Source organism: Clostridium sp. UBA6640 (assembly GCF_002455975.1).
Taxonomy (GTDB): Bacteria; Bacillota; Clostridia; order Clostridiales; family Clostridiaceae; genus Clostridium_J.
Genome location: NZ_DKLM01000129.1, coordinates 1 through 20,960 on the forward strand (window position 1 = coordinate 1; position 20,960 = coordinate 20,960).

13 protein-coding genes, 1 riboswitch and 2 other annotated features are annotated in these 20,960 nt (G+C 28.6%); of the genes, 4 read left to right on the forward strand and 9 right to left on the reverse strand.

Annotated elements, in window-relative coordinates; all coding sequences use genetic code 11:
* Nucleotides 1-256: 256 nt before the first annotated feature.
* Both tyrS and B2W91_RS13985 read right to left on the reverse strand, forming a co-directional pair.
* Complete coding sequence (gene tyrS, locus B2W91_RS13980) at nucleotides 257-1,483, reverse strand: tyrosine--tRNA ligase (RefSeq protein ID WP_291582002.1); 1,227 nt, start codon at nucleotides 1,481-1,483, stop codon at nucleotides 257-259.
* Nucleotides 1,484-1,643: 160 nt separating this feature from the next.
* Nucleotides 1,644-1,860, reverse strand: a binding site (T-box leader).
* A gap of 75 nt (nucleotides 1,861-1,935) precedes the next feature.
* Nucleotides 1,936-2,346 carry a hypothetical protein gene (locus B2W91_RS13985; protein ID WP_291582004.1) on the reverse strand — a complete coding sequence of 137 codons (411 nt, stop codon included), beginning with the start codon at nucleotides 2,344-2,346 and terminating at the stop codon, nucleotides 1,936-1,938.
* A gap of 594 nt (nucleotides 2,347-2,940) precedes the next feature.
* Between B2W91_RS13985 and B2W91_RS13990 the strand changes: the two genes are divergently transcribed.
* On the forward strand, nucleotides 2,941-3,102 hold the full coding sequence (locus B2W91_RS13990) for a zinc-ribbon domain-containing protein (protein ID WP_291582006.1): 162 nt from the start codon (nucleotides 2,941-2,943) through the stop codon (nucleotides 3,100-3,102).
* A gap of 415 nt (nucleotides 3,103-3,517) precedes the next feature.
* Here the strand turns inward: B2W91_RS13990 and B2W91_RS13995 are convergent, their stop codons facing one another.
* The 5 genes from B2W91_RS13995 to B2W91_RS14015 form a co-directional block, all read right to left on the reverse strand.
* Nucleotides 3,518-4,054, reverse strand: a complete 537-nt coding sequence (locus B2W91_RS13995) for an ECF transporter S component (protein ID WP_291582007.1) — start codon at nucleotides 4,052-4,054, stop codon at nucleotides 3,518-3,520.
* 548 nt (nucleotides 4,055-4,602) lie between these two features.
* Nucleotides 4,603-6,201: a peptide chain release factor 3 gene (locus B2W91_RS14000; RefSeq protein WP_291582009.1), complete on the reverse strand. Its 1,599-nt coding sequence runs from the start codon at nucleotides 6,199-6,201 to the stop codon at nucleotides 4,603-4,605.
* A 439-nt stretch (nucleotides 6,202-6,640) separates the two neighbouring features.
* Nucleotides 6,641-7,228, reverse strand: a complete 588-nt coding sequence (locus B2W91_RS14005; protein WP_291582011.1) for an ATP-binding protein — start codon at nucleotides 7,226-7,228, stop codon at nucleotides 6,641-6,643.
* Between the two features lie 108 nt (nucleotides 7,229-7,336).
* Nucleotides 7,337-8,335, reverse strand: a complete 999-nt coding sequence (trpS, locus tag B2W91_RS14010; RefSeq protein WP_291582013.1) for a tryptophan--tRNA ligase — start codon at nucleotides 8,333-8,335, stop codon at nucleotides 7,337-7,339.
* A gap of 66 nt (nucleotides 8,336-8,401) precedes the next feature.
* Nucleotides 8,402-8,640 (reverse strand) — a binding site (T-box leader).
* A gap of 51 nt (nucleotides 8,641-8,691) precedes the next feature.
* Nucleotides 8,692-9,069 carry a desulfoferrodoxin gene (locus B2W91_RS14015; protein WP_291582015.1) on the reverse strand — a complete coding sequence of 126 codons (378 nt, stop codon included), beginning with the start codon at nucleotides 9,067-9,069 and terminating at the stop codon, nucleotides 8,692-8,694.
* A gap of 333 nt (nucleotides 9,070-9,402) precedes the next feature.
* On the opposite strand from B2W91_RS14015, the gene B2W91_RS14020 reads away from it, so the two are divergent.
* Both B2W91_RS14020 and B2W91_RS14025 read left to right on the forward strand, forming a co-directional pair.
* Nucleotides 9,403-9,630, forward strand: coding sequence for a hypothetical protein (locus tag B2W91_RS14020; RefSeq protein ID WP_291582017.1), 228 nt, complete (start codon nucleotides 9,403-9,405; stop codon nucleotides 9,628-9,630).
* A 144-nt stretch (nucleotides 9,631-9,774) separates the two neighbouring features.
* Entirely contained in the window at nucleotides 9,775-10,152 is a 378-nt protein-coding gene (locus tag B2W91_RS14025) for a VOC family protein (protein WP_291582018.1), read from the forward strand.
* A gap of 79 nt (nucleotides 10,153-10,231) precedes the next feature.
* On the opposite strand, the gene B2W91_RS14030 is transcribed toward B2W91_RS14025, so the two are convergent.
* Nucleotides 10,232-18,811 carry a GH36-type glycosyl hydrolase domain-containing protein gene (locus B2W91_RS14030; RefSeq protein WP_291582021.1) on the reverse strand — a complete coding sequence of 2,860 codons (8,580 nt, stop codon included), beginning with the start codon at nucleotides 18,809-18,811 and terminating at the stop codon, nucleotides 10,232-10,234.
* A gap of 213 nt (nucleotides 18,812-19,024) precedes the next feature.
* Here B2W91_RS14030 and B2W91_RS14035 point away from each other — a divergent pair, with 213 nt between their 5' ends.
* Nucleotides 19,025-19,330 (forward strand): hypothetical protein, encoded by a 306-nt coding sequence (locus tag B2W91_RS14035; protein ID WP_291582023.1) that lies wholly within the window; start codon nucleotides 19,025-19,027, stop codon nucleotides 19,328-19,330.
* Between the two features lie 324 nt (nucleotides 19,331-19,654).
* Here the strand turns inward: B2W91_RS14035 and add are convergent, their stop codons facing one another.
* Complete coding sequence (gene add, locus B2W91_RS14040) at nucleotides 19,655-20,647, reverse strand: adenosine deaminase (RefSeq protein WP_291582025.1); 993 nt, start codon at nucleotides 20,645-20,647, stop codon at nucleotides 19,655-19,657.
* A gap of 61 nt (nucleotides 20,648-20,708) precedes the next feature.
* A riboswitch (purine riboswitch) is annotated at nucleotides 20,709-20,808 on the reverse strand.
* Nucleotides 20,809-20,960 lie beyond the last annotated feature (152 nt).

Genomic DNA, 20,960 nt, shown 5'->3' on the forward strand with positions numbered 1-20,960 from the left:
GAATTAAGTTCGCCGCTACAGTATCAATTTAAAATTTCTCAGTGATAACTGAGAAATGTCCACAATTGTGAATTGTGAACTGTGAATTGTGAACTCAATAGCTTCAACTATGATATTCAAAAATACCAATTGTTTTCACATATATATTAAATTTAGAGCTGGTATATCTATAAAGCATCCATATACACATATTTTTAAAAATTCCATTAAAATACATAACAAAAGAAAAACTGCTAACATAGTAGCAGTTTTTCTTTTATTTAACTTCCAATTTATAGAATTTTTTCTTTCCTCTTTTTATTAATGCATATCCATCTTTTATGAAATCCATGGAGAATTTAGCATTAACATCCTCTATCTTAGTTTCATTTATAGTTAGCCCACCTTGTTGTATAAGTCTTCTTCCTTCTGCTTTAGATGGTACTATTTCTGTTTGAACCAATATATCTAATATATTACCTTCTAACATATCATTGCCTATAGTTACTGTAGGTACATTAGACATATCAACTCCGCCACCAAATAAGCTTTCTGCAGCAGCCTTAGCTTTTCCTGCCTCTTCTTCTCCGTGTACAAGTTTTGTAACTTCATAAGCAAGTACTGTTTTAGCTTTATTTATTTCAGATCCTTCTAATGCAGAAAGTCTTCTTACCTCATCCATAGGTACAAAAGTTAATAATGATAAACATTTCTCAACATCGGCATCATCAATGTTTCTCCAGTATTGATAAAAATCAAAAGGAGAAGTTTTTTCTGGATCTAACCATACAGCACCATTTGCAGTTTTACCCATTTTATTTCCTTCACTGTTAGTTAATAGTGTGCAAGTCATACCATATGCTGCTTTACTTTCTTTTCTCCTTATAAGCTCCATCCCTGCTAAAATATTGGACCATTGATCATCTCCACCTAACTGCATGGTACAATTGTACTTTTGATTTAATACTAAGAAATCATATCCTTGCATTAGCATATAGTTAAATTCTAAGAAAGATAATCCCTTTTCCATTCTTTGTTTAAAGCATTCTGCAGTAAGCATTCTATTAACAGAAAAATGAACTCCTACATCCCTTAAAAATTCAACATAGTTAAGGTCTAATAACCAATTAGCATTATTTTCAAGTATAGCTTTATCATCACTAAAATCTATTAATCTTGATAATTGCTTTTTAATGCCTCTAATATTTTCATCTATATCTTCTGTTGTAAGCATTTTTCTCATATCAGTTCTTCCTGATGGATCTCCTACCATTGCAGTACCACCACCAACTAGTGCTATTGGTCTATGACCTGCTTGTTGCATATGAGACATAAACATCATAGCTATAAAATGTCCAACATGAAGGCTATTTGCTGTTGGGTCAAATCCTATATAAAAAGTAACTTTCTCTTTTCCTAATATTTCTTTCATTTCTTCTTCGTGTGTTAACTGCTTTAAGAATCCACGTTCTTTTAAAACGTCATATACATTTGTATTACTCATTTTAATTCCTCCTTTTGTAGTACGATATTAGTTTTAATAATAAAAATTAGATATGTCTCTTTTTTGAATTCAAAATTTAAAATTCTCACTGAAATTTCTGTGAAAATATTTTTTTAGAGTTTTTATAGTTTTTTAAATAATAAAAGTCCCTAGTTAAAAAACTAGGGACGAAATTTTCCGTGGTACCACCCAAATTGATTTTGTAAAAAATCCACTCATATCTTGTAACGTAAGAAATGCCGTATCAGCCTACTGTTAAAATTTAAGTTCAGCCTAAAGCTCAAGAATGTATTTCATTATGTTCCTCAACTGATTTACACCAACCATCAGCTCTCTTTATGATTTCCACAACTACTTATTTCTATCATCGCCTTTAAATATAAAATTTATTATTACTATAATACTATTATTCTTTAGTAAATACAAGTATAAATTATATAAAATAACTGGGTTTAACTAATATATCTCTTTATCTCGTCTGGTAAATGTCTAGGATCTCCACTAATATTTATGAAAAACTCAATGTTAAACTCTTGAGTCAAATATTCAATTTTATAAAATAATTTTTTCATTTCTTCTAAAGATGAAATTACTCCATTCATAACTCCGTCTATCATAATAGTCTCAATGTCATAATCTTGTGCTATCATTCCACATAAAAAACCATAGAAATCTTTTGCATTATCTACTTTAAAGTCCTCTGCGCATATAAACCTTATCTTCCTATCTAGTTCAAAAACCATTCTTCTGTCATCATCAACATAAACTAAGTTACCCTTTGCCTTAGAAACCTTATCATTTGCTAAGCTGACAAGAGCCTTTGTTTTTCCTGAGCCTTTTTTGTTACAGAATACATGAATCATTTTTAACGCCCCCAGACTTATTTTATTATTTAATTATTACCATGAGCTACTATATTTGAGTTATATTCATTATATATTATTCAGAATATTTTTACAATAAACTATTAGGAAATTTTTCAATTAATGTAAAATCCACTTATAAATTCCTTACTTTTATAATAGCTAAATTTTATATAATTATTCATTTCAAACTATATTTTATAAAATAATTTCTAGTCTTTTAAATATTTTTTACGATTATTTTTAATTTTTTGAATTTTTAGTTAACAGCTATTTTTCATCAACATTTTAAAATCTCCATGTGCCATGTAATCCTCTTCATAACTAGCTTTTATATTATTTTATGCAAATGATAATTTTAATTTACTCATATACATAAATTGTTACTTTCTCAAAAAAATTTCCACTTATTTTGAAAAACTCTATTGTATTATATAATAATTATGCTATAATAATATTAGGGTTTTATTCAACTCTAATAGATAAAAAAAGGTTAATTAGAACAAGGCAATTATCCCCTCCTTTAATCGAGGAAAAGAAAGTGATAGTATCCATTGTTTAATTAGTCCTTAGATTAAAAGGAGGTCATTAATAATGGCAGATAGAAATATTACTTGTAAAGATTGTGGAAAAGAATTCGTATTCACTGAGGGAGAGCAAGCTTTCTACAAAGAAAAAGGATTTGAAAATGATCCAGTAAGATGCCCTGAGTGCAGAAAATCTAGAAAAAATTCTAGAAATAACTACAGCAAATAATAACTAGAATACTAAGAGAGCAATTGCTCTCTTTTTTAATTTTAGAATTATACTGAATAATATTCTTAACATATAAAGGTCTATATAAAAAAGGAGTTCTTTGAACTCCTTTTTCTAATTCACAATTATGGATATTCCTCAGTTATTTCTGAGAAATTTTGAATTGATCTTGTAGCGGTGAACTTAACTTAATTCACAGTTCACAATTCACAATGCACAATTGTAGATATTTCTCAGCTACCACTGAGAAATTTAAAATTGATTATTTCTTAAAGTTACACAGTAACTTTTTTTANNTGTGAATTGTGCATTGTGCATTTTTTAAGGCTGTGTATTGTTTAAAGTTGTCCACAGATTTGACTTTATTACAATTTCCTGCAGAATAAAAATAGAGGGTATAATTCCCTCTACATTATTAAAACTTTATGTGTTTTTTTAATTGTGTTGATAGTGGTAATGCTATAACCATACCAGCTGCAACTTGCAATGCATTACTTGGAATAGCTGCTATTGCATTAGGTAAATTATATATTATCCAGCCTGCAAAAAAATACCCTATTATCATAACAACTCCTGAAATTGCAAAAGCAAAGAAGTTGTTCATGAAATTTTTCCCATCATAGCCATTTCTATAGGCTAAAGCACCTGCAATATAAGCCATTAGACCTTTTATTATAAAAGTGAATGGAGCCCAAACAATATATGGTGAAAGTATATCAAATAAAGCCATTCCTATTGCTCCTGCCACAGCTCCTTTTTTCTTACCCAACAATACTGCTGCAACAAAAATTGCACTATCGCCTAAGTGAAGTACACCTTCTCCAGAGATAAATGGTACATGTATTATACTCGTTGCAATATAAATTATTGCAGCCATTATAGCAACTTGTACTAATGATAATGCTGTATTTCTATTTACACTACTCTTAGTAGTTACCTTGTTATTTGCCATGCTAACCACTCCTTTATAAAGTTTTCCCATATTAATTATACATACAAACGAAAAAATTGCAATGTTTTGTTAGTAATATTTCAAAAGTTTTGTATATTTTATTCTACTTTAGCAGAAACTAATTTTAATTACAAATTCATAAGTAAATAGTTCTATTGTGAATATTCAAGAATTTTTTGAAGAAAGGTAGGTGAAAACCGTTATTGTTACTTATAATATTTTTATTAAATTTTATAAGTTTTACATAGCGGATGATAGCTAAATGACATATTTACGGTGGTTTGGTGGTTTTTTGTTACTACTATTATTAATATGTCTCTTCTTTTTAATTGGTGGAAATTTAATAAATATGCTATTAATAATCAGCTTATTTACTATAATTCAAGATATATTTCATAAATATTTACGTCCATAAAACATCTCTAAAAGCTATATTAAAAATGGCTTTTAGCCTTTAAACACCTTTTTCTAATTTATCTATAATTAGTTTTTAAAAACAAGAAAGCGTGAATTCATCACGCTTTCTTTATTAAGTATTTTAAAATATCTTAATCATTATTTTTAGCTATATCTGATAATACTAGACCATTATTATGCTCTAATGCCCAACTTATTCCCCAATCATTTTGGAAAATCAATAAATCTCTATCTTTAAAGTCTTTTACAACTTTAGTATCACTAGTAATATTTAATTTCTCTGCTGGTATATCAGATTTTTCAATCCATCTTATATTTCTAAAGGAAAGCATATCCATTTTAATATCAACATTATACTCATTTTTAAGTCTAAATTCTAAAACTTCAAACTGAAGTACTCCTACAACCCCTACAATAATTTGTTCTGTACCTATATGAAGTTCTTTAAATACTTGGATAGCACCTTCTTGAGAAATTTGAGTTATTCCTTTTATAAATTGTTTTCTTTTCATCGTATCTACTGTTCTAACTCTAGCAAAATGCTCTGGTGCGAAAGTTGGTATTCCTTCAAATCTGAACTTATTATTTGGAGAACATAATGTGTCACCTATACTAAAAATACCTGGATCAAATACTCCTATTATATCCCCAGCATAAGCATTTTCTATTATTTCTCTATCCTGTGCTAAGAATTGCTGTGGTTGTGAAAGTTTAACTTTACTATTCCCTTGAATGTGGAAAACTTCCATACCCTTTTCAAATTTCCCTGAACAAATTCTCATAAATGCTATTCTATCTCTATGAGCTTTATTCATATTAGCTTGTATCTTAAATACAAAGGCAGAAAAATCTTCTGAAAATACATCTATTTTACCTTTATCTGATACTCTAGGTAATGGTACTGTAGTTAAATTTAAGAAGTGTCCTAAAAATGGTTCTACTCCGAAATTTGTTAATGCACTTCCAAAAAATACAGGAGTTAATTCTCCTCTTTTAACTTTTTCATAATCAAAGTCGTCTCCTGCTACATCTAAAAGCTCTATATCTTCTAATAGTTTTTCATATAATGAATCTCCAATAGCTTCTTTTACTGCCTCTTCATCTTCCATAGAAATTATATTTGTCTCAACTTCAGTTTGCCCGTGGTTCCCTGCATTAAATATTTCTATTTCCTTTTTCTCTCTATCATAAACCCCTTTAAAGTGCATTCCTGTACCTATTGGCCAATTTATTGGATAAGATTTAATTCCAAGTTCATTTTCAAGTTCTTCCATAAGTTCAAAAGGATCTCTTGTTTCTCTATCCATTTTATTTATAAAAGTAAATATAGGAATTTCTCTTATACTACAAACATGAAATAACTTTCTTGTTTGTGTCTCAACCCCTTTAGCACCGTCAAGTACCATAACCGCACTGTCTGCTGCCATAAGAGTTCTATAGGTGTCTTCACTAAAATCCTGATGGCCTGGAGTATCTAATATATTTATGCAAAATCCATTGTAATTAAACTCCATTACTGAAGAAGTAACGGAAATTCCTCTCTTTTTTTCTATTTCCATCCAATCCGAAACAGCATGTTTAGCTGTTTTTCTAGCTTTAACAGACCCTGCAAGTCTAATAGCTCCTCCATATAAAAGTAATTTTTCTGTAAGTGTAGTCTTACCAGCGTCAGGGTGAGAAATTATAGCAAAGGTTCTTCTTTTTTCAATTTCTTTTATGTAATCGCTCAAAAGTACCGCTCCTTTATTTAAATATATTAACTATTTTATCCTAAATCTTCATAAAATATATAAATTTAAAGTTTTATAAATATTCATATAACTATTATTGTAAGAAAAATTTAATTGTAATAAATTAATCTAAAATAAACTTCCAATTATATAAATATTTTAAAACTAAATTACAATTTATTATGTATTATCCTATATATAATTTTTATCAAAATTAACTAGATCAATAAATTTTTATGAGATTTAGGCTATGTTCTGTAAATAAATCTACCTTATATAATATCATATTGATTTATATAAAACAATTTTTAAAAAAAATTTTATCTAAAACTATAAAAATAAAAAATTATGATATTAGCTATTGAAATCAATTATTTATAATTATAACTCTTACAATTTCCTACAAATCAAAAAGCATTTAGTGACTAAAATATAGTCTCTAAACGCTTTCTCCAGCAACTTCCAAAGTTGCATCTTTTATCCCAATTATGTCTAACATTTGCTTTGCTCTTTCTCTAGTATTTCCTGTCAATTTAATATATGGTACAGATTCTACATCTAAAAATTGTTTAATAGCCTCATCTACTTTGCTGGCAGTTTCTTCATCTTGCCATCTAACTCCATCTTTAGAATATCCAAATTCTCTTCCTACGTAAAATACATAGTCGTATTTGGAAATATCTCTAATTGCAAGTCCATAAAGATCTTTTAATATCTCTATTTCTTTTACAGTGCGTTTTTTATCACCTAGCATAAACCTTGCATATATGTATGGAACAAAAGTAGCATAATCAGTAATAGCATAATCAAAAAGTTCTAACTCTTCTTCTAACTTAGCTTGGCCTAAATATATACCATATTGTTCAGAGATAGTTTCAATCATACCTTTTTCTCTTAGATACTCTGTACTATATTCTGCTGCACACCCTACATCCAATCCTAATATTTTCATATCAACGTATAATTGTTGTATAAGTGTAGTTTTTCCACATCTTGGTCCACCCAAAACTGCTATTCTAGTAGTCATTGCCTATGACCTCCAAATATTTTAATTGCATAGTAAATTATAACAATTTACTATGCAATTTTCAACATTTTACTTAAATATGAAATAAAGGCTCTTAAATAAACTTAATTATCTTGGTATAAGCCCAATTTTTTTCTGCATTTTTCTTAATGTCTTTGTAGCTACATAATTTGCTTTTTCTGAACCTTTTTTATAGATTTCTTCAAGATAATCTTTATTCTCTAAAAGTTCTTTAACCTTTTTTTGTACTGGCTCAAGCTCAGAAATTATTGCTTCTCCTACATCCTTTTTAAATTCTGCATATCCTAGGCCTTCATATTTCTTCTCTATTTCTTCTATTGTCATTCCTGTTATAGTACTTAGTATAGTCATTAAATTTTTAACTCCTAATTGGTCATCATTATATTTAACTACTCCTAAACTATCTGTAACAGCTCTAGAAATTTTCTTTCTTATAACCTCAGGTGGATCCATAATTAATATATATGCATTTGGGTTTTCTTCCGATTTAGACATTTTCTTCTCTGGATTTTGTAAATCCATTATTTTAGCTCCAGTTTTGCCTACATAAGCCTCAGGTATTACGAAGGTAGGACTGTATAGTCTATTAAACCTTTCAGCTAAATCTCTAGCAAGCTCTAAGTGTTGTACTTGATCCACTCCTACAGGTACCACATCTGTTTGATATAAAAGTATATCCGCTGCCATAAGCACTGGATAGTTAAACAATCCAGCACTTATGCTTTCGCCACTATTCTTAGATTTATCTTTAAATTGAGTCATTCTACTAAGCTCTCCCATATAACTATTACAAGTTAAAAGCCAAGATGCCTCACAATGAGCTGGCACATGTGACTGAATAAACAGTGCATTAGTATCTGGATTTATACCTGATGCTATATAGATTGCCAAAATTTCTAAAGTTCTTCTTCTAAGGTCTGCTGGACTTTGCGATACAGTAATTGCATGTAAATTAACTACACAAAAATAGCATTCATATTCTTCTTGAAGTTTAGTCCAATTCTTAATAGCGCCTAAATAGTTGCCTAATGTTAAATCTCCTGAAGGCTGTATTCCACTAAATATAACCTTTTTTTTATCTTCCATAAAAATTCCTCCTTTATCTTTTAAAATTATTCTCTAAATTAAATAAAAAAGCCCTATGGAAAAATTCCATAGGGCGCTATCGTACGCGGTGCCACCTAAATTCAAAACTAATTAATTTAGTCTTCTTTATCAGATACATTATAATATCTTACCTCTATAACGTGAGGTCCACGTCAAAGACTACTTTAAGTTCATCTTGAATCTCAAAGACCCATTCAGCTTAAGCATAATTATGATAATTCCACCATCTATCACTCTCTTTAAATCTGTTTTTAAGCTTACTTACTTCTTTTCAACGATTTTATTGTTTTTCTTTTATATATAATATGACATTAAGTAGATAATGTCAATAGTTTTTATGACTTCCATAATCCATGTAAATTACAATACTCTCTTGCGTATAAGACTTTATCAGGAGCTATATTAAAAACAGCTTCTGGTTTTTCATCAACGCTTAAATATTTTCTATAAACCCTATCTTCTGTATGAAGTTCAATCCACTCAATATGATGTTCTGGTGTCATCGGATGCTCTACTGAACCTATTTTAACAACAACTTTTCCATCCACTTCTTCTAATACAGGAACATGTTTTTCATTAGCTGCATCAGTAGTATTTTCTTTTTTAAGAGTCATAGGTTTACCACAGCAAACTAAATTACCTCCAGCAGCATGTACAACCTCTATCATATTTCCACAAATATCACATTTATAAACTTGTCTTAATTCTGTCATATTAATTCCTCCTTATTTAACAAAAATTGTAATCACTTAATTTTACTATTATTTTATCTTATTCTATAAAAAGAATTATTCTCCTTTTAATTCTATAATTTGTCCAAAATATATTTAGTATTATTTTTTATATTGTAGGCAAAATAACTGTAAGAGTCTGAATCAAAATAACTAGTTAAAGATAAAAGTAATATTTTATATCATGCTAAAAACTAACTTACATCTATAAATCTATCCATATGATAGGGTATAGTAGAAAATTAATTAGTGTAATAGCTAGTTGTTTTTCAAGATGTCTAAACTAAACCATATTTATATAAGGGAGTGATTTTTATGTCAAAGAAGAAAAAAAACTCTTATGGACCAAATGAGCGTGAATTTTTAGAAGCACCATTAAAAGAAGTTAAAGCCTATTCATTAAAGGATTATACAGTTCTTCCTGATAACGTAAGAGATAATATTGTATCAAATAATATCTCCAATCAAGAATTTGACTATACTTATAATAGCGGCTCAGATATACCTGGTTTTAAATCCGAAAAAACTTCAAAGGAAAAATAATTTATTTTAAATACCTTAACCTAGCTTTTAAAGCTAGGTATTTTTATATGGTGAAAAATTCAAAAAATTGTTATAATCGGAATATAAGAAAATTTAAGAAGGCATATTATAAATTTAAAATATTTGTTTTTAGGAGGAAAGTACATGATAAAATCTATTTATCCAACAATTTTTGTAAAAGATATGGAAACATCTACGAATTTCTATAAAAAGCTTTTAAATCTTAAAGAAAAAAGAAATTTTACTCCCCAACCTAATGTACACATAATAATATTAGGTGATGAAAACAATAACCTTATTGAATTTATAAAAAATAATAATATAAACTCTGAAAGCTCATCTAAATCTAATATGTCTATAATAGTCCATATTGAAAATATAGATGAAATGTTAGACATTATTAAGAGTGAAAATATTGAAATTTTACAGGGACCTGTAACCACAGATTTAGGTGCTAAAATCATATTTGTAAAAGATATGGATGGAATCACCGTTGAGCTTATAGAGGAAGATTTTAACTAAAAAAACGTGGTTGATCACCACGTTTTTTAGTTTATAGTTTACATTTAAATGCTAACTTATTATTTTAGAAAAAGGTATATTAATTGTAAGTTACTTCTATATTGTATTGTCCTTCATCAAAGTAAGGGATAAAATTACCTTCAATTTTTCTATCATTAAGATAAATACTATTTTCCTCACCTTTTTTAATCCTAATATTATAAATAGCTTCATTAAACCTATATTGCATTTCATATTGCTGCCAAGGTAAAGAGCTGCAAGGATTTATTGTAAATCCTTTCCCATCTTTAAGTGAAAACCCTAAAATTCCCTCAATAGCTACTTTATACATCCATGATGAAGTTCCTGTGTACCAGCTCCAGCCACCTCTGCCTACATGGGGCTCAACAGAATAAACATCTGCCGTCATTACATAAGGCTCTGTTTTATAAATTTCTGCTGACAAATAATCACTACTATGATTTATAGGATTAATCATATTATAGAGTTTTACTGCAATATCGCATTTACCCATTTTAGCAAAAGCCAGTATAGCCCAAGTAGCAGCATGAGTATATTGGCCTCCATTCTCCCTAACTCCTGGTATATATCCCTTAATATATCCTGGCTCAAGTTTTGATTTGTTGAAAGGAGGAGTTAATAATAGTATCATTCCCTTATCTTCTCTTACTAAGTATTTATAAAGATTATTCATAGCTTCTTCTGATCTTTCTTTATCTCCAGCCCCAGAAATAACTGACCAGGATTGACTTAGTGAGTCTATCCTACACTCTTCATTATAAGATGATCCTAGTGGAGTGCCATCATCAAAGTAAGCCCTTCTATACCACTGTCCATCCCATCCATTTTCCTCTAGAGATTCTTTTATAAACTGTTGCATTTCATCATATTTTTTATAAGATTCATCATCATCTTTAAAGCTACAAATATTTTTAAAGCTGTTTAAGATACTATATAAAAACCATGCAAGCCAAACACTTTCTCCCTTTCCTTTATTACCTACAGTGCTCATTCCATCATTCCAGTCACCACTACCCATTAATGGTATATTATGTTCTCCAAATTTTAATGATTTTTCTATAGCCCTCAGGCAATGTTTATATAAACTTTCTTTTAACTCCGATCTAGGTGAAATTCTATATCTTTCATCTTCACCTTCTCTAAGTTCTTCATCTTTTAAATAATATATTTCTTCATCTAAAATACTATAATCTCCTGTTTTATCAATATAATCACTAACTACATAAGGAAGCCATAGTAAATCATCACTAAATCTAGTTCTGATTCCACTATCTATAATTGGGTGCCACCAATGTTGTACATCTCCTTCTTCAAATTGTCTTGAAGCAGCATAAAGAATTTGATTTTTAGTAATTTCATGATCTAAATAGCATGTTGCCATGACATCTTGAAGCTGATCCCTAAAGCCAAATGCTCCTCCAGATTGATAAAATGCGGTTCTAGCCCATAGCCTACAACATATAGTTTGATACATAAGCCATCCATTCATCATTATGTCAAAGCTTTTGTCTGGAGTATTAACCTGAAGTGTATTTAAACGTGTACTCCAATAATCTTTTACTTCTTTCAAGGAGGCATTTATATTTTCTATACTTCTATACTTTTCTATGGTTTTCTCTAAAGCTTCTCTACTTTCTTCAGCTCCAAAAATAATCACAACTTCTTTTTCTTCATTTTCTTTAAGTTTAATAGTGGTCATTGATGCTAGACAAGGATCTAATCCTCCTCCATGACCACCTCTTAGTTCTTTATATTTCATAGCTCTAGGATTGGAAATTTTACCTTCTGCTCCTAAAAACTCAAGTTTATCTCCACTAAAAGAAATCTGTTCTTCTCCGTTAATAGTTAAATAACATATAGTATCTTCAAAGGGCATATTATAAGGATTCTTACTAGATATATATGAATTTTCATTATCTATTTCAGTAAAGATTTTTTTATAAGTATTTTCTCTAACAACACCCATAGTTAATTCTGCATAATATGCTACACGTAATTCTCGTTCATAATTTTCATTGTTCTTAAGCTTCAGTTTTATTAGCTTTACATTTTTATCTATAGGTACAAACATTGTAGTTTCAGAGGTTATTCCAAAATTATAATGAACAAATTTAGAGTAACCAAAACCATGTTCAATTATATAAGTTTTATTATCTCTTATAGGTTTTGGTGTTGGACTCCAAATTTCCTGTCCATCACTAATATATATACATTCACTGCAATAATCTACAATATAATCATTGTTCCATACGGTTAACTTATTTTCCCTACTATTTTTAAGCCAAGTATAAGATGTTCCACTTTCAGACACTAAGAATCCAAAATTAGGATTACTTATTACGTTTATCCAAGGTGTAGGAGTATTTTGATTATCTTTAAGTATAATAGTGTAATTTTTCCCATTATCTCCAAAGCCACCATATTGATTAAAATACTCTAGTTGTGGAATTTTAATATCTATATCTTCCTTATAGTTATATCTCTTCTTCTCTTTTTTTGTATCATCCTCTAAAAATACTATTTTATTTTCCTTTTCCATATAATTTATTTGTGAAGCTAAGGTTCCTTTTTCTCCCTCAATGACTACAGAAGATATTGCTTTAAACAAGTTTATATCTTCTTCAGGTATAGCTGATGAAAGTAAAAATACTCCACCTTTTTTATTCTCTAGATACTTCAAGCTACTTGAAGATATTAAATCTCTTATACTTTTTTGAAGAGGAAGTTTATAACTTACAGGCTCTTGATTTAATATTACTAAATCAAAAGATATGTGTTTTCTTCTTAGATAACTATGAGAATTAATAACTTGCCTTACAATATCTATGTGCTTTTCTTTTTCTACCACTACTAAAACCATAGGTATATCGCCAGATATTCCATATCCCCATAAATCTCTTTGCCCTTTATTAAGTTTTACAATATGTTCTTCTCTTTCTCTATAGCTAGAATTTAAAAATAATATTTTTGATGCTAATTGCTGATATAAATTTCCTTGAGTAGATTTTATATTTAAGCTTTTCATTTCTTTTTGGCAATATTCAAAACTTAAACTATATAACCTATTTATTGATTCTACTTCACTATATTTCCTCGAAACTTCTATCAACTCTTCTTTATCATAACTAAAAGAAGTTAAAAAATGAACTTTACAACTACTTTTAGGTTTTACTTTAACTCTCTTTCTTAGACTTATAATAGGATCTAGCACAGCCCCTACAGTATTAGTTAGCATTATATTATTTTTTATAGCTTGAGGAGAATTCTTATCATTACCTCTTCCTATAAATTTTGCTCTTGAAGTTTCATATTCTAAAGCACCTATTGCCTCACCTTCCACTACTATATATTGCATCATATAAGGAATTTCTTCATTTTTATGTCTAGGATTTCTATTAGCTATTATTAATTCATCTTCCCCTATAAATTCTGTTTTTATAAACAAGTTTCCAAAGGCAGGATGAACTAAATCTCCGTCATATCCTTGAAGTACAACTTCACAATAGCTTGTAACCTCTAAAATTTTCTCTTCTTCACTATTGTTTTTCAATTCTAAAGTTCTGAGCTCTAGGTTTTCGTCCTTAGATAACACTATAGAAGTTTTAGTAAGCAGTTCATTATCATTTCTTATATACTCAATTTTATCTAAATAAAAATTAGCAGTATACTTTTCCCTATTCTCTCTACAAGGTTCATAAGTTGAAGAAAAATATTCCCCATTATTAATATCTTTCACATAAAAGAACATACCCGTATTATTATTTGTATTTTTTTCTCTGTATCTATAAAGTAGTAATTTATCTATCTTTGAATATCCACTACCACTATTTGTTAGCATTACGCTATAATTATTATTAGATAAAAGACCAACTATAGGATACTTGCTAACTGGAGATTCAATTTTTCTAGGTATAATCTTTTGCACATCATGCATACTTTTTTGAATTGCATATTTCTTTTCTCTATCATAGATTACTCTTTTAGAAATCTTTTCTTGCAATAATAATTCTGTAGCTCGAATCATTGCCATTGAATGAAAGTATTTTTGGAGCACATTATTATTTAATATATTATCTATAGCCATTATACTCATACCTAGATGATGTATCATATAGCATTTTACAACTTGCTTATTCATACCTTTTGAAACTCTATCTAGAGTATAATCTATAGCCTCATAAAAACCATATACTCCTTCTGCTCCCTCTTCAATAAGCTTTCTTATGTTTTTAAAGCCCTTTTCCTCATTTTCCATAAGTGACATTATGGTTGAGTAAGGTGACACAACTAATTCATTTTCAAGACCTCTTTGTAATCCTAATGTTGGCACTCCAAAAGCCTTATATTGATAATTTAAATCCATGTCAAAGTTATAATAAGCACTTTCTGATATACCAAATGGAACTTTTTTATTTTTTCCATATTCTATTTGTGAATTTAAGGAGAACTCATAACTTTCATCCAATAGAGTATTAGGATAATTTTTCATTATAAGTCTAGGCATGTAATATTCAAACATAGTACCACTCCAAGATACTAATCCTTTTCCTACACCATCAGTGGTCATAGATCTTCCAAGTTTAAACCAATGACTTGTTGGTATTTCATTTTTAGCAATAGCTATAAAACTTGCCTGTCTTGCCTCTGAAGCTAAAAGATCATAATAACTATTCCCTCTACTATTACTTTCTAAATCATAGCCAATGGAAAATAATTCCCTATCCTTATCGAAGAGTATAGAGAAATCCATTGCATAAGCCATATTTAATACTTTTTCTTTTACTTCATCTATAGAATTTATTAATGTATTTATTTTATCTATACTATTTTTTAAAGCAGACTTTCCTTCACTTGATTTTATTTTTTTCATTAGCATATTAATCTTATTTTCATACTCTTTTAATGTACTATAGGTAGCAATATCATCTATTTCATCTAAAATATCATCATCATAGCACTCTAAATGAGTAATCCAAGGAAAAATATTATCTATTTCTTTAATATAACCTTGTAAGTCCTCTATAAGTTTGTTAGTCCAATAAGTTGATTTCAAATCTTGGATTTCTAATATTTCTTTTACCCTTAAAAGTAAATTGCAACAATTGTGCCTAAAAGAAATTAAATCATTAGTATTGTTATCAAATTCATCTTGAAGCATTAAATATATATATTGTTTAGATGGAAGACTTTCAATTTCTTCTGCTGCTAAGTTAATCGTATCTTGAATTCCTTTAGTAATAGAAGTAATAAAAGGCTTTTCTTCATAGACATTTAAAGCTTCATAAGTAGTAAACAAATAACTTGCTAAATTTCCGCTATCTACTGTAGAAATATATCTTGGATATAACGGCTCTTTAGTCTCACTATTATACCAGTTTAGAAAATGCCCTCCGTGTTTTTCTAATTTCTCCATACTATTTATAGAGTTTTCTATTCTTTCTACAGCTTTTGCAATACTGATATAACCTAAATCTACAGCAGTTATATTAGAAATAATACTCATTCCCATATTAGTAGGGGAAGTCCTTAGGGCTGCACCTTTACATGGCTCTTCTTGGTAGTTATCTACTCCCAAATAATTACACTCTTCAGTTATAAAATCTTCAAAATATGCCCAAGTTTTTCTAGCTATCCTTCTTATTGTAGCCTCTTCATTTTCTTCCATGGCATATATCTCTTTTTCATTCTCAATACTAATTAACCACGCTATCATAGGACTTAAAAACCATAAAATACAACTTGGTAATAAAGACAATCCTACATTTATGCTGTTATAAAAGGCTGCAGCTAGTATAGCTAAGGAAATTATACTGCCATACCACATAGAGTATATGTACGCTTTTAAACTTTTTCCTGAAGTTCTCTCTACATCTGCTGCTGTTTGCCATTGTAATAGATTTTTCTTAGATATAGCCATTCTATAAATAGTTCTAATTATAGCATCTAGCATTAAACATCCTTGATAAGGTAAAAACACATATATAAAAAATACTTGTTTAAATGCCATTTTTCCATTTTGTATTCTTCCACTTAAGCTAATACCTTTTAATGGTGATACAACATATTCAGTAACATCAAATAGTATAGGAGTAATGAGAGATATAAATGCAGCCATATACCATTTATCAGTTCCATTAGGCAATAGTTTTATTAAAGTTAAAAATAGTAGTATTATCATAGAAGGCGAAATTAGACTTCTCCTAAGATTATCAAAGATTTTCCACTTAGATAATCTATTTATTGGACTTTTCTTAAATAGCCAAGGAATAAGCTGCCAATCTCCTCTGACCCATCTATGAAGTCTTTTTGAGCTTGAATTATAATAAGCAGGATAATCATCTATTAGCTCCACATCTGTTATGAGACCAGCTCTAACATAGGAACCTTCCAATAAATCGTGACTTAATATCCTATTTTCCGGTATTTCATCTTTTAGCATATATTCAAATATATCTAAATCATAAATGCCTTTACCAGTAAAAATTCCTTCTCCAAAAAGATCTTGATATACATCAGATACTGCCATAGTATAGATATCTATCCCTGTTTCTCCAGAAAATACATTAGAAAAATAAGTTTTATTTGAACTTGAAATACTTACACTAATCCTAGGCTGCATTAGCCCATAACCTCTTAATACAGTCTTCTTTTCTTTGGCTACATAGGCAATATTAAGAGGATGCGCCATTGCACCTACAAGTTTTTTAGCTGCTTCTCTAGGAAGTACTGTATCAGCATCTAAAGTTATTACATATTTTATCTTTTTTAACTCCTCGATACTACTACTAAAAATATTATAAGTTGTATTTTCTTCTCCTCTTAACAGAGCATTGAACTCCATTATTTTTCCTCTTTTTCTTTCATAGCCTATATAAAGCTTCTCTCCCTCATTATATACTCGATGTCTACATAAAAAGAAAAACTTGTCATCTTTATTTTTACAGTACTTCTCATTCAGCTCTCTTATATAACTAATTGTATCTTCACCAATTTTTTTATCATCTTCTAATACTTCTCTATCACTATCTCTGAAATCTCCTAATAATACAAAAAACAGATTTTCATCTTTGTTAGCTAGATAATAAACTTCTAAATTATCCACTAATTCTTTAGCTCTCTTACTATCATTTATAATAGTTGGTACTACTACCGCAGTCTTACACTCATCCGGTATATTGTTAAATTTGATTCTAGGCATTATAGTTGGAATACATAAATGAGTAATACTCCAATTCAATATAGAAATTACGACATCACTAAGTGGTATCGCTGTTATAAATAACACTAATATATACTTCCATAATCTAAAATCGTAATCATTTATATAGCTCCAATATACAAAGATTGCAGATAAAATAATAGTTAATAAAATAATAGTTGTTACATAAAATGTAACTGCTCTCCCTTTTATATAGCTTTTTAATCTTTCAAAGCCCTTATAATTAATGTTTAATTTTTTGTTTAATTTTTTTCTTCCATCATCAAATAAATAGTATCCAATATGATTTTCATAAGGCTTTTCTGTATTTTCATTTGAACATTCCAAAGCTTTTTTTGCAATATAAGACTCTGGAATATTGTTCTGCTTTGATATTCTTTCTACTACATGTCTATAATAATCCTTAGATTGAAAATCCATATCACTGTAGATTTTTAATTTGTCTTCTTTTAATGTTTGCTCAACTATAGATATTTTTTCAAAAAGTCTTTTGTAATTTAATCTTTCCACATCCCTTAAAGATGTAATACTATTACCTAATACACTTTCAAATTTACTTTCTCTTTTATAAGAAGTAGCTATTACGGCATCTATATTAATTTCTTTAAATTCTAATTTATCTTCTATCACTTTATTTATTTCATTATTTTCTATTCCATTATCTCTTAAAAGTTTTAATAGATGATCTGCAAAAACAGTAGTTATTTTTTGTTTTTTTACTTCTTCATGAAAATTATATTTTAAACTTCCATCTAATTGACTGTTAATTATATCTTGCGCCAAAATTTCTGCTCTCTTTTTTTCTCTTACTGTAAAAGAAATTTCTTCACAAGTTTTTCCTATATTTTGAATTAAAGCAGCTCTAATCATAATTGGCAATGCCCATAATTCACCCATGGTCAATATAGTTTCTTTTTGATAACTGTTAATAAACTCTTTAATTATATTTTCATTTAAGTTTCCTTCACTATTACTTACAAGTTCTACCGCAATTTGATAAACTCTAGGATACCCCTTAAATATACCCCTTTTAGCTACAGGTAAATGTTTATAATATTTATGTGGCATATTAAGTTTTATATCATGATATTCTTTGTCTAGAATATACATGTTATCTAATATCCATTCTCCACCTTGTATAATGTCGCATTTTTTTTTGTACTCTTCATTTATTTCATCATGGCAAGCAATAATCTTTTTATAGCACTTTTGAATATTATAAATTAGAGACTTTTTACAGCTCTTATTAGTTATATCACTGTACTTTTGTGAGAGTTCTATAGCTATGCTATTTAAATCCTCTTTATTATGTTCACCTATCTTAATATAATCCAATAAATCATCATCACTACATTTTCTTAATGTAACAACTCTAAGTGCTACTAAGAAAACTATTGATAATATAACTATGTACTCCATAAAAATCCTCACTTTCAATATATATTGTCACCTGTATATTATTTCCTAGGTAATCATAATTTATTACTGTATATTAAGTTTTCTGAAATAAAGTTTATTATGGATTAATTCTAAAATAGTTTTTCTATAATGTTATTTAGTGTACAATGTAATTAATATTAAATTAGACGATTAAATTATATTATAGTTCTTTAATTGTAGGGAGGATCTAACTTGAAAAATTTTATTATTATAATATTGATTGCTGCAGGAATTTTACAACTCTTACTGGCCTTATTAATGCCTTGGAAAAAAATCCTTGCAATGTACGAAGAAGATGGAAAAGTTATTTCAAATAAAGGAAAATTTATATTCTGCCAAAGATTTTTATATTTACTTATTGGTGGATATATGATTTTAATAGCTTTTCTTATAAATAAAACCATAATAAAATCAACAGGTGAAATATTAATTATGGGGGTATCCCTAATGATATTAACTTTTTTACCAACACTTAATAAATATAAATACTTTAAATAAAAGGGAAAGTCTAAGCCTTTTTAAGGATAAATGATAAATATTCTTTATAAATATTTGTTTTTTTAACCAAATTCCTAAAATATGTTACAAAAATAATCACCAAATTTATTTTAAGAATATGTTCTCAAAATAAATTTGGTGAATAATTCATGATTATATATTTTTATTTATATACTGCTAATTTCAGCTTGTTTATAATGTTATGTTTTATCATACTAATATTTTACCCTAAATACCCCATTATCCAAGTTCAAGATTTATTTTTTTGCACAAAAATGGGCTGTTGCACTAATTAGTTAGTGCAACAGCCCGCTTATATATTCTTTATATTAATTTTCTTAACTTTTCCTTTATTTCTTCATTAGCAAAAGCTGCATCAATACTATTATGATAAATTTTTTTATAATCTTCATAAGTTAAATTAAACTCTTTAAGTATAGCATTATATTCATTAGTTAAGGTTGTATCTGATACAGTTCTATTATCAGTATTAACTGTCACTTTTATTCCATTAGTGTAAAATTTAAAAATAGGATGCTCTCCATAAGAATTTACTGCCTTAGTTTGAATATTACTAGTTGGGCACATCTCAAGTGCTATTGCTTTATTCTTTACAATATCATAAGCTTCAGGACAGTCTTTTATAAAAACTCCATGACCTATTCTTTCAGCTTTAAGCATTTGTACAGCATCTAACACATTTTCCCCAATTGCTGTTTCCCCAGCATGAATAGTAACTCTATATCCATATTCTCTAGCTAATTCAATAGGCTCTATGTATCTTTTAGAAAACTCCGCTTCTTCATTACCACATAAATCTATAGCTACTACACCTTTTCCTAAAAACTTTCTTCCCGCTTCTACCACATCATAAACAGTATCTACAGGGGCATACCTCAAACAAGATAGTATTAAATTACCTTTGATATCATAACTATTTTCTCCATCTTTAATTCCTTCTAATACACTTGATATTATTTCTTCAATAGTTAATCCTTTTTTAGTATGAAGTAATGGTGCAAATCTAATTTCAATATATCTTGTATTTTCTTTTGATGCATCTTCCATAAGTTCATAAGCAATTCTTCTTAAGCTTTCCTTAGACTGCATAATATCTATAGGTAATTCAAACCTTTCCAAATACTCGGAAAGAGAGGTACATTCTAAAGGCGCAATCATCATATTTCTAATAATATTAATATCTGAACTAGGAATAGTTATATTCTCCTTCTGTGCTATATCAATAATTGTTTCAGGTCTAACACTACCATCTAAGTGACAGTGCAACTCAATTTTAGGTAACTTTATTAATTCCATATTATTCCCCTTTTCTATAATAAATGTTAAATAATAGAAATTCCTGATTACGAAGAAAATACCCATAAGATATCTTCTTCGTAATCAGGAATTTTGGATTCCTGGTAGAGACCCCCAAACCATATTATTGGGGTTATACGAAGATACTCTGAACCTCTCACGACTAAAGTCGTAAGGTTCTTAGGTACTATCCAAACTTCTTTTGGATAGCCGATAATTGCTAAAGCAATATCGGTTGACACCAAATACTGGTTCGGTTTCCCTAAGACTTTATCGGGCAAAGTTTCCCTTGAAACTATTATGGCCCTACGGG

What these genes read in the sequence shown, in the direction of transcription:
- B2W91_RS13985 (WP_291582004.1), bottom strand. Translation starts at nt 2,346, where the DNA reads ATGATTCATGTATTCTGTAACAAAAAAGGCTCAGGAAAAACAAAGGCT.
- B2W91_RS13995 (WP_291582007.1), bottom strand. Translation starts at nt 4,054, where the DNA reads ATGGCAAATAACAAGGTAACTACTAAGAGTAGTGTAAATAGAAATACA.
- add (WP_291582025.1), bottom strand. Translation starts at nt 20,647, where the DNA reads ATGGAATTAATAAAGTTACCTAAAATTGAGTTGCACTGTCACTTAGAT.
- trpS (WP_291582013.1), bottom strand. Translation starts at nt 8,335, where the DNA reads ATGGAAGATAAAAAAAAGGTTATATTTAGTGGAATACAGCCTTCAGGA.
- B2W91_RS13990 (WP_291582006.1), top strand. Translation starts at nt 2,941, where the DNA reads ATGGCAGATAGAAATATTACTTGTAAAGATTGTGGAAAAGAATTCGTA.
- B2W91_RS14030 (WP_291582021.1), bottom strand. Translation starts at nt 18,811, where the DNA reads ATGGAGTACATAGTTATATTATCAATAGTTTTCTTAGTAGCACTTAGA.
- B2W91_RS14020 (WP_291582017.1), top strand. Translation starts at nt 9,403, where the DNA reads ATGTCAAAGAAGAAAAAAAACTCTTATGGACCAAATGAGCGTGAATTT.
- B2W91_RS14015 (WP_291582015.1), bottom strand. Translation starts at nt 9,069, where the DNA reads ATGACAGAATTAAGACAAGTTTATAAATGTGATATTTGTGGAAATATG.
- tyrS (WP_291582002.1), bottom strand. Translation starts at nt 1,483, where the DNA reads ATGAGTAATACAAATGTATATGACGTTTTAAAAGAACGTGGATTCTTA.
- B2W91_RS14005 (WP_291582011.1), bottom strand. Translation starts at nt 7,228, where the DNA reads ATGACTACTAGAATAGCAGTTTTGGGTGGACCAAGATGTGGAAAAACT.
- B2W91_RS14025 (WP_291582018.1), top strand. Translation starts at nt 9,775, where the DNA reads ATGATAAAATCTATTTATCCAACAATTTTTGTAAAAGATATGGAAACA.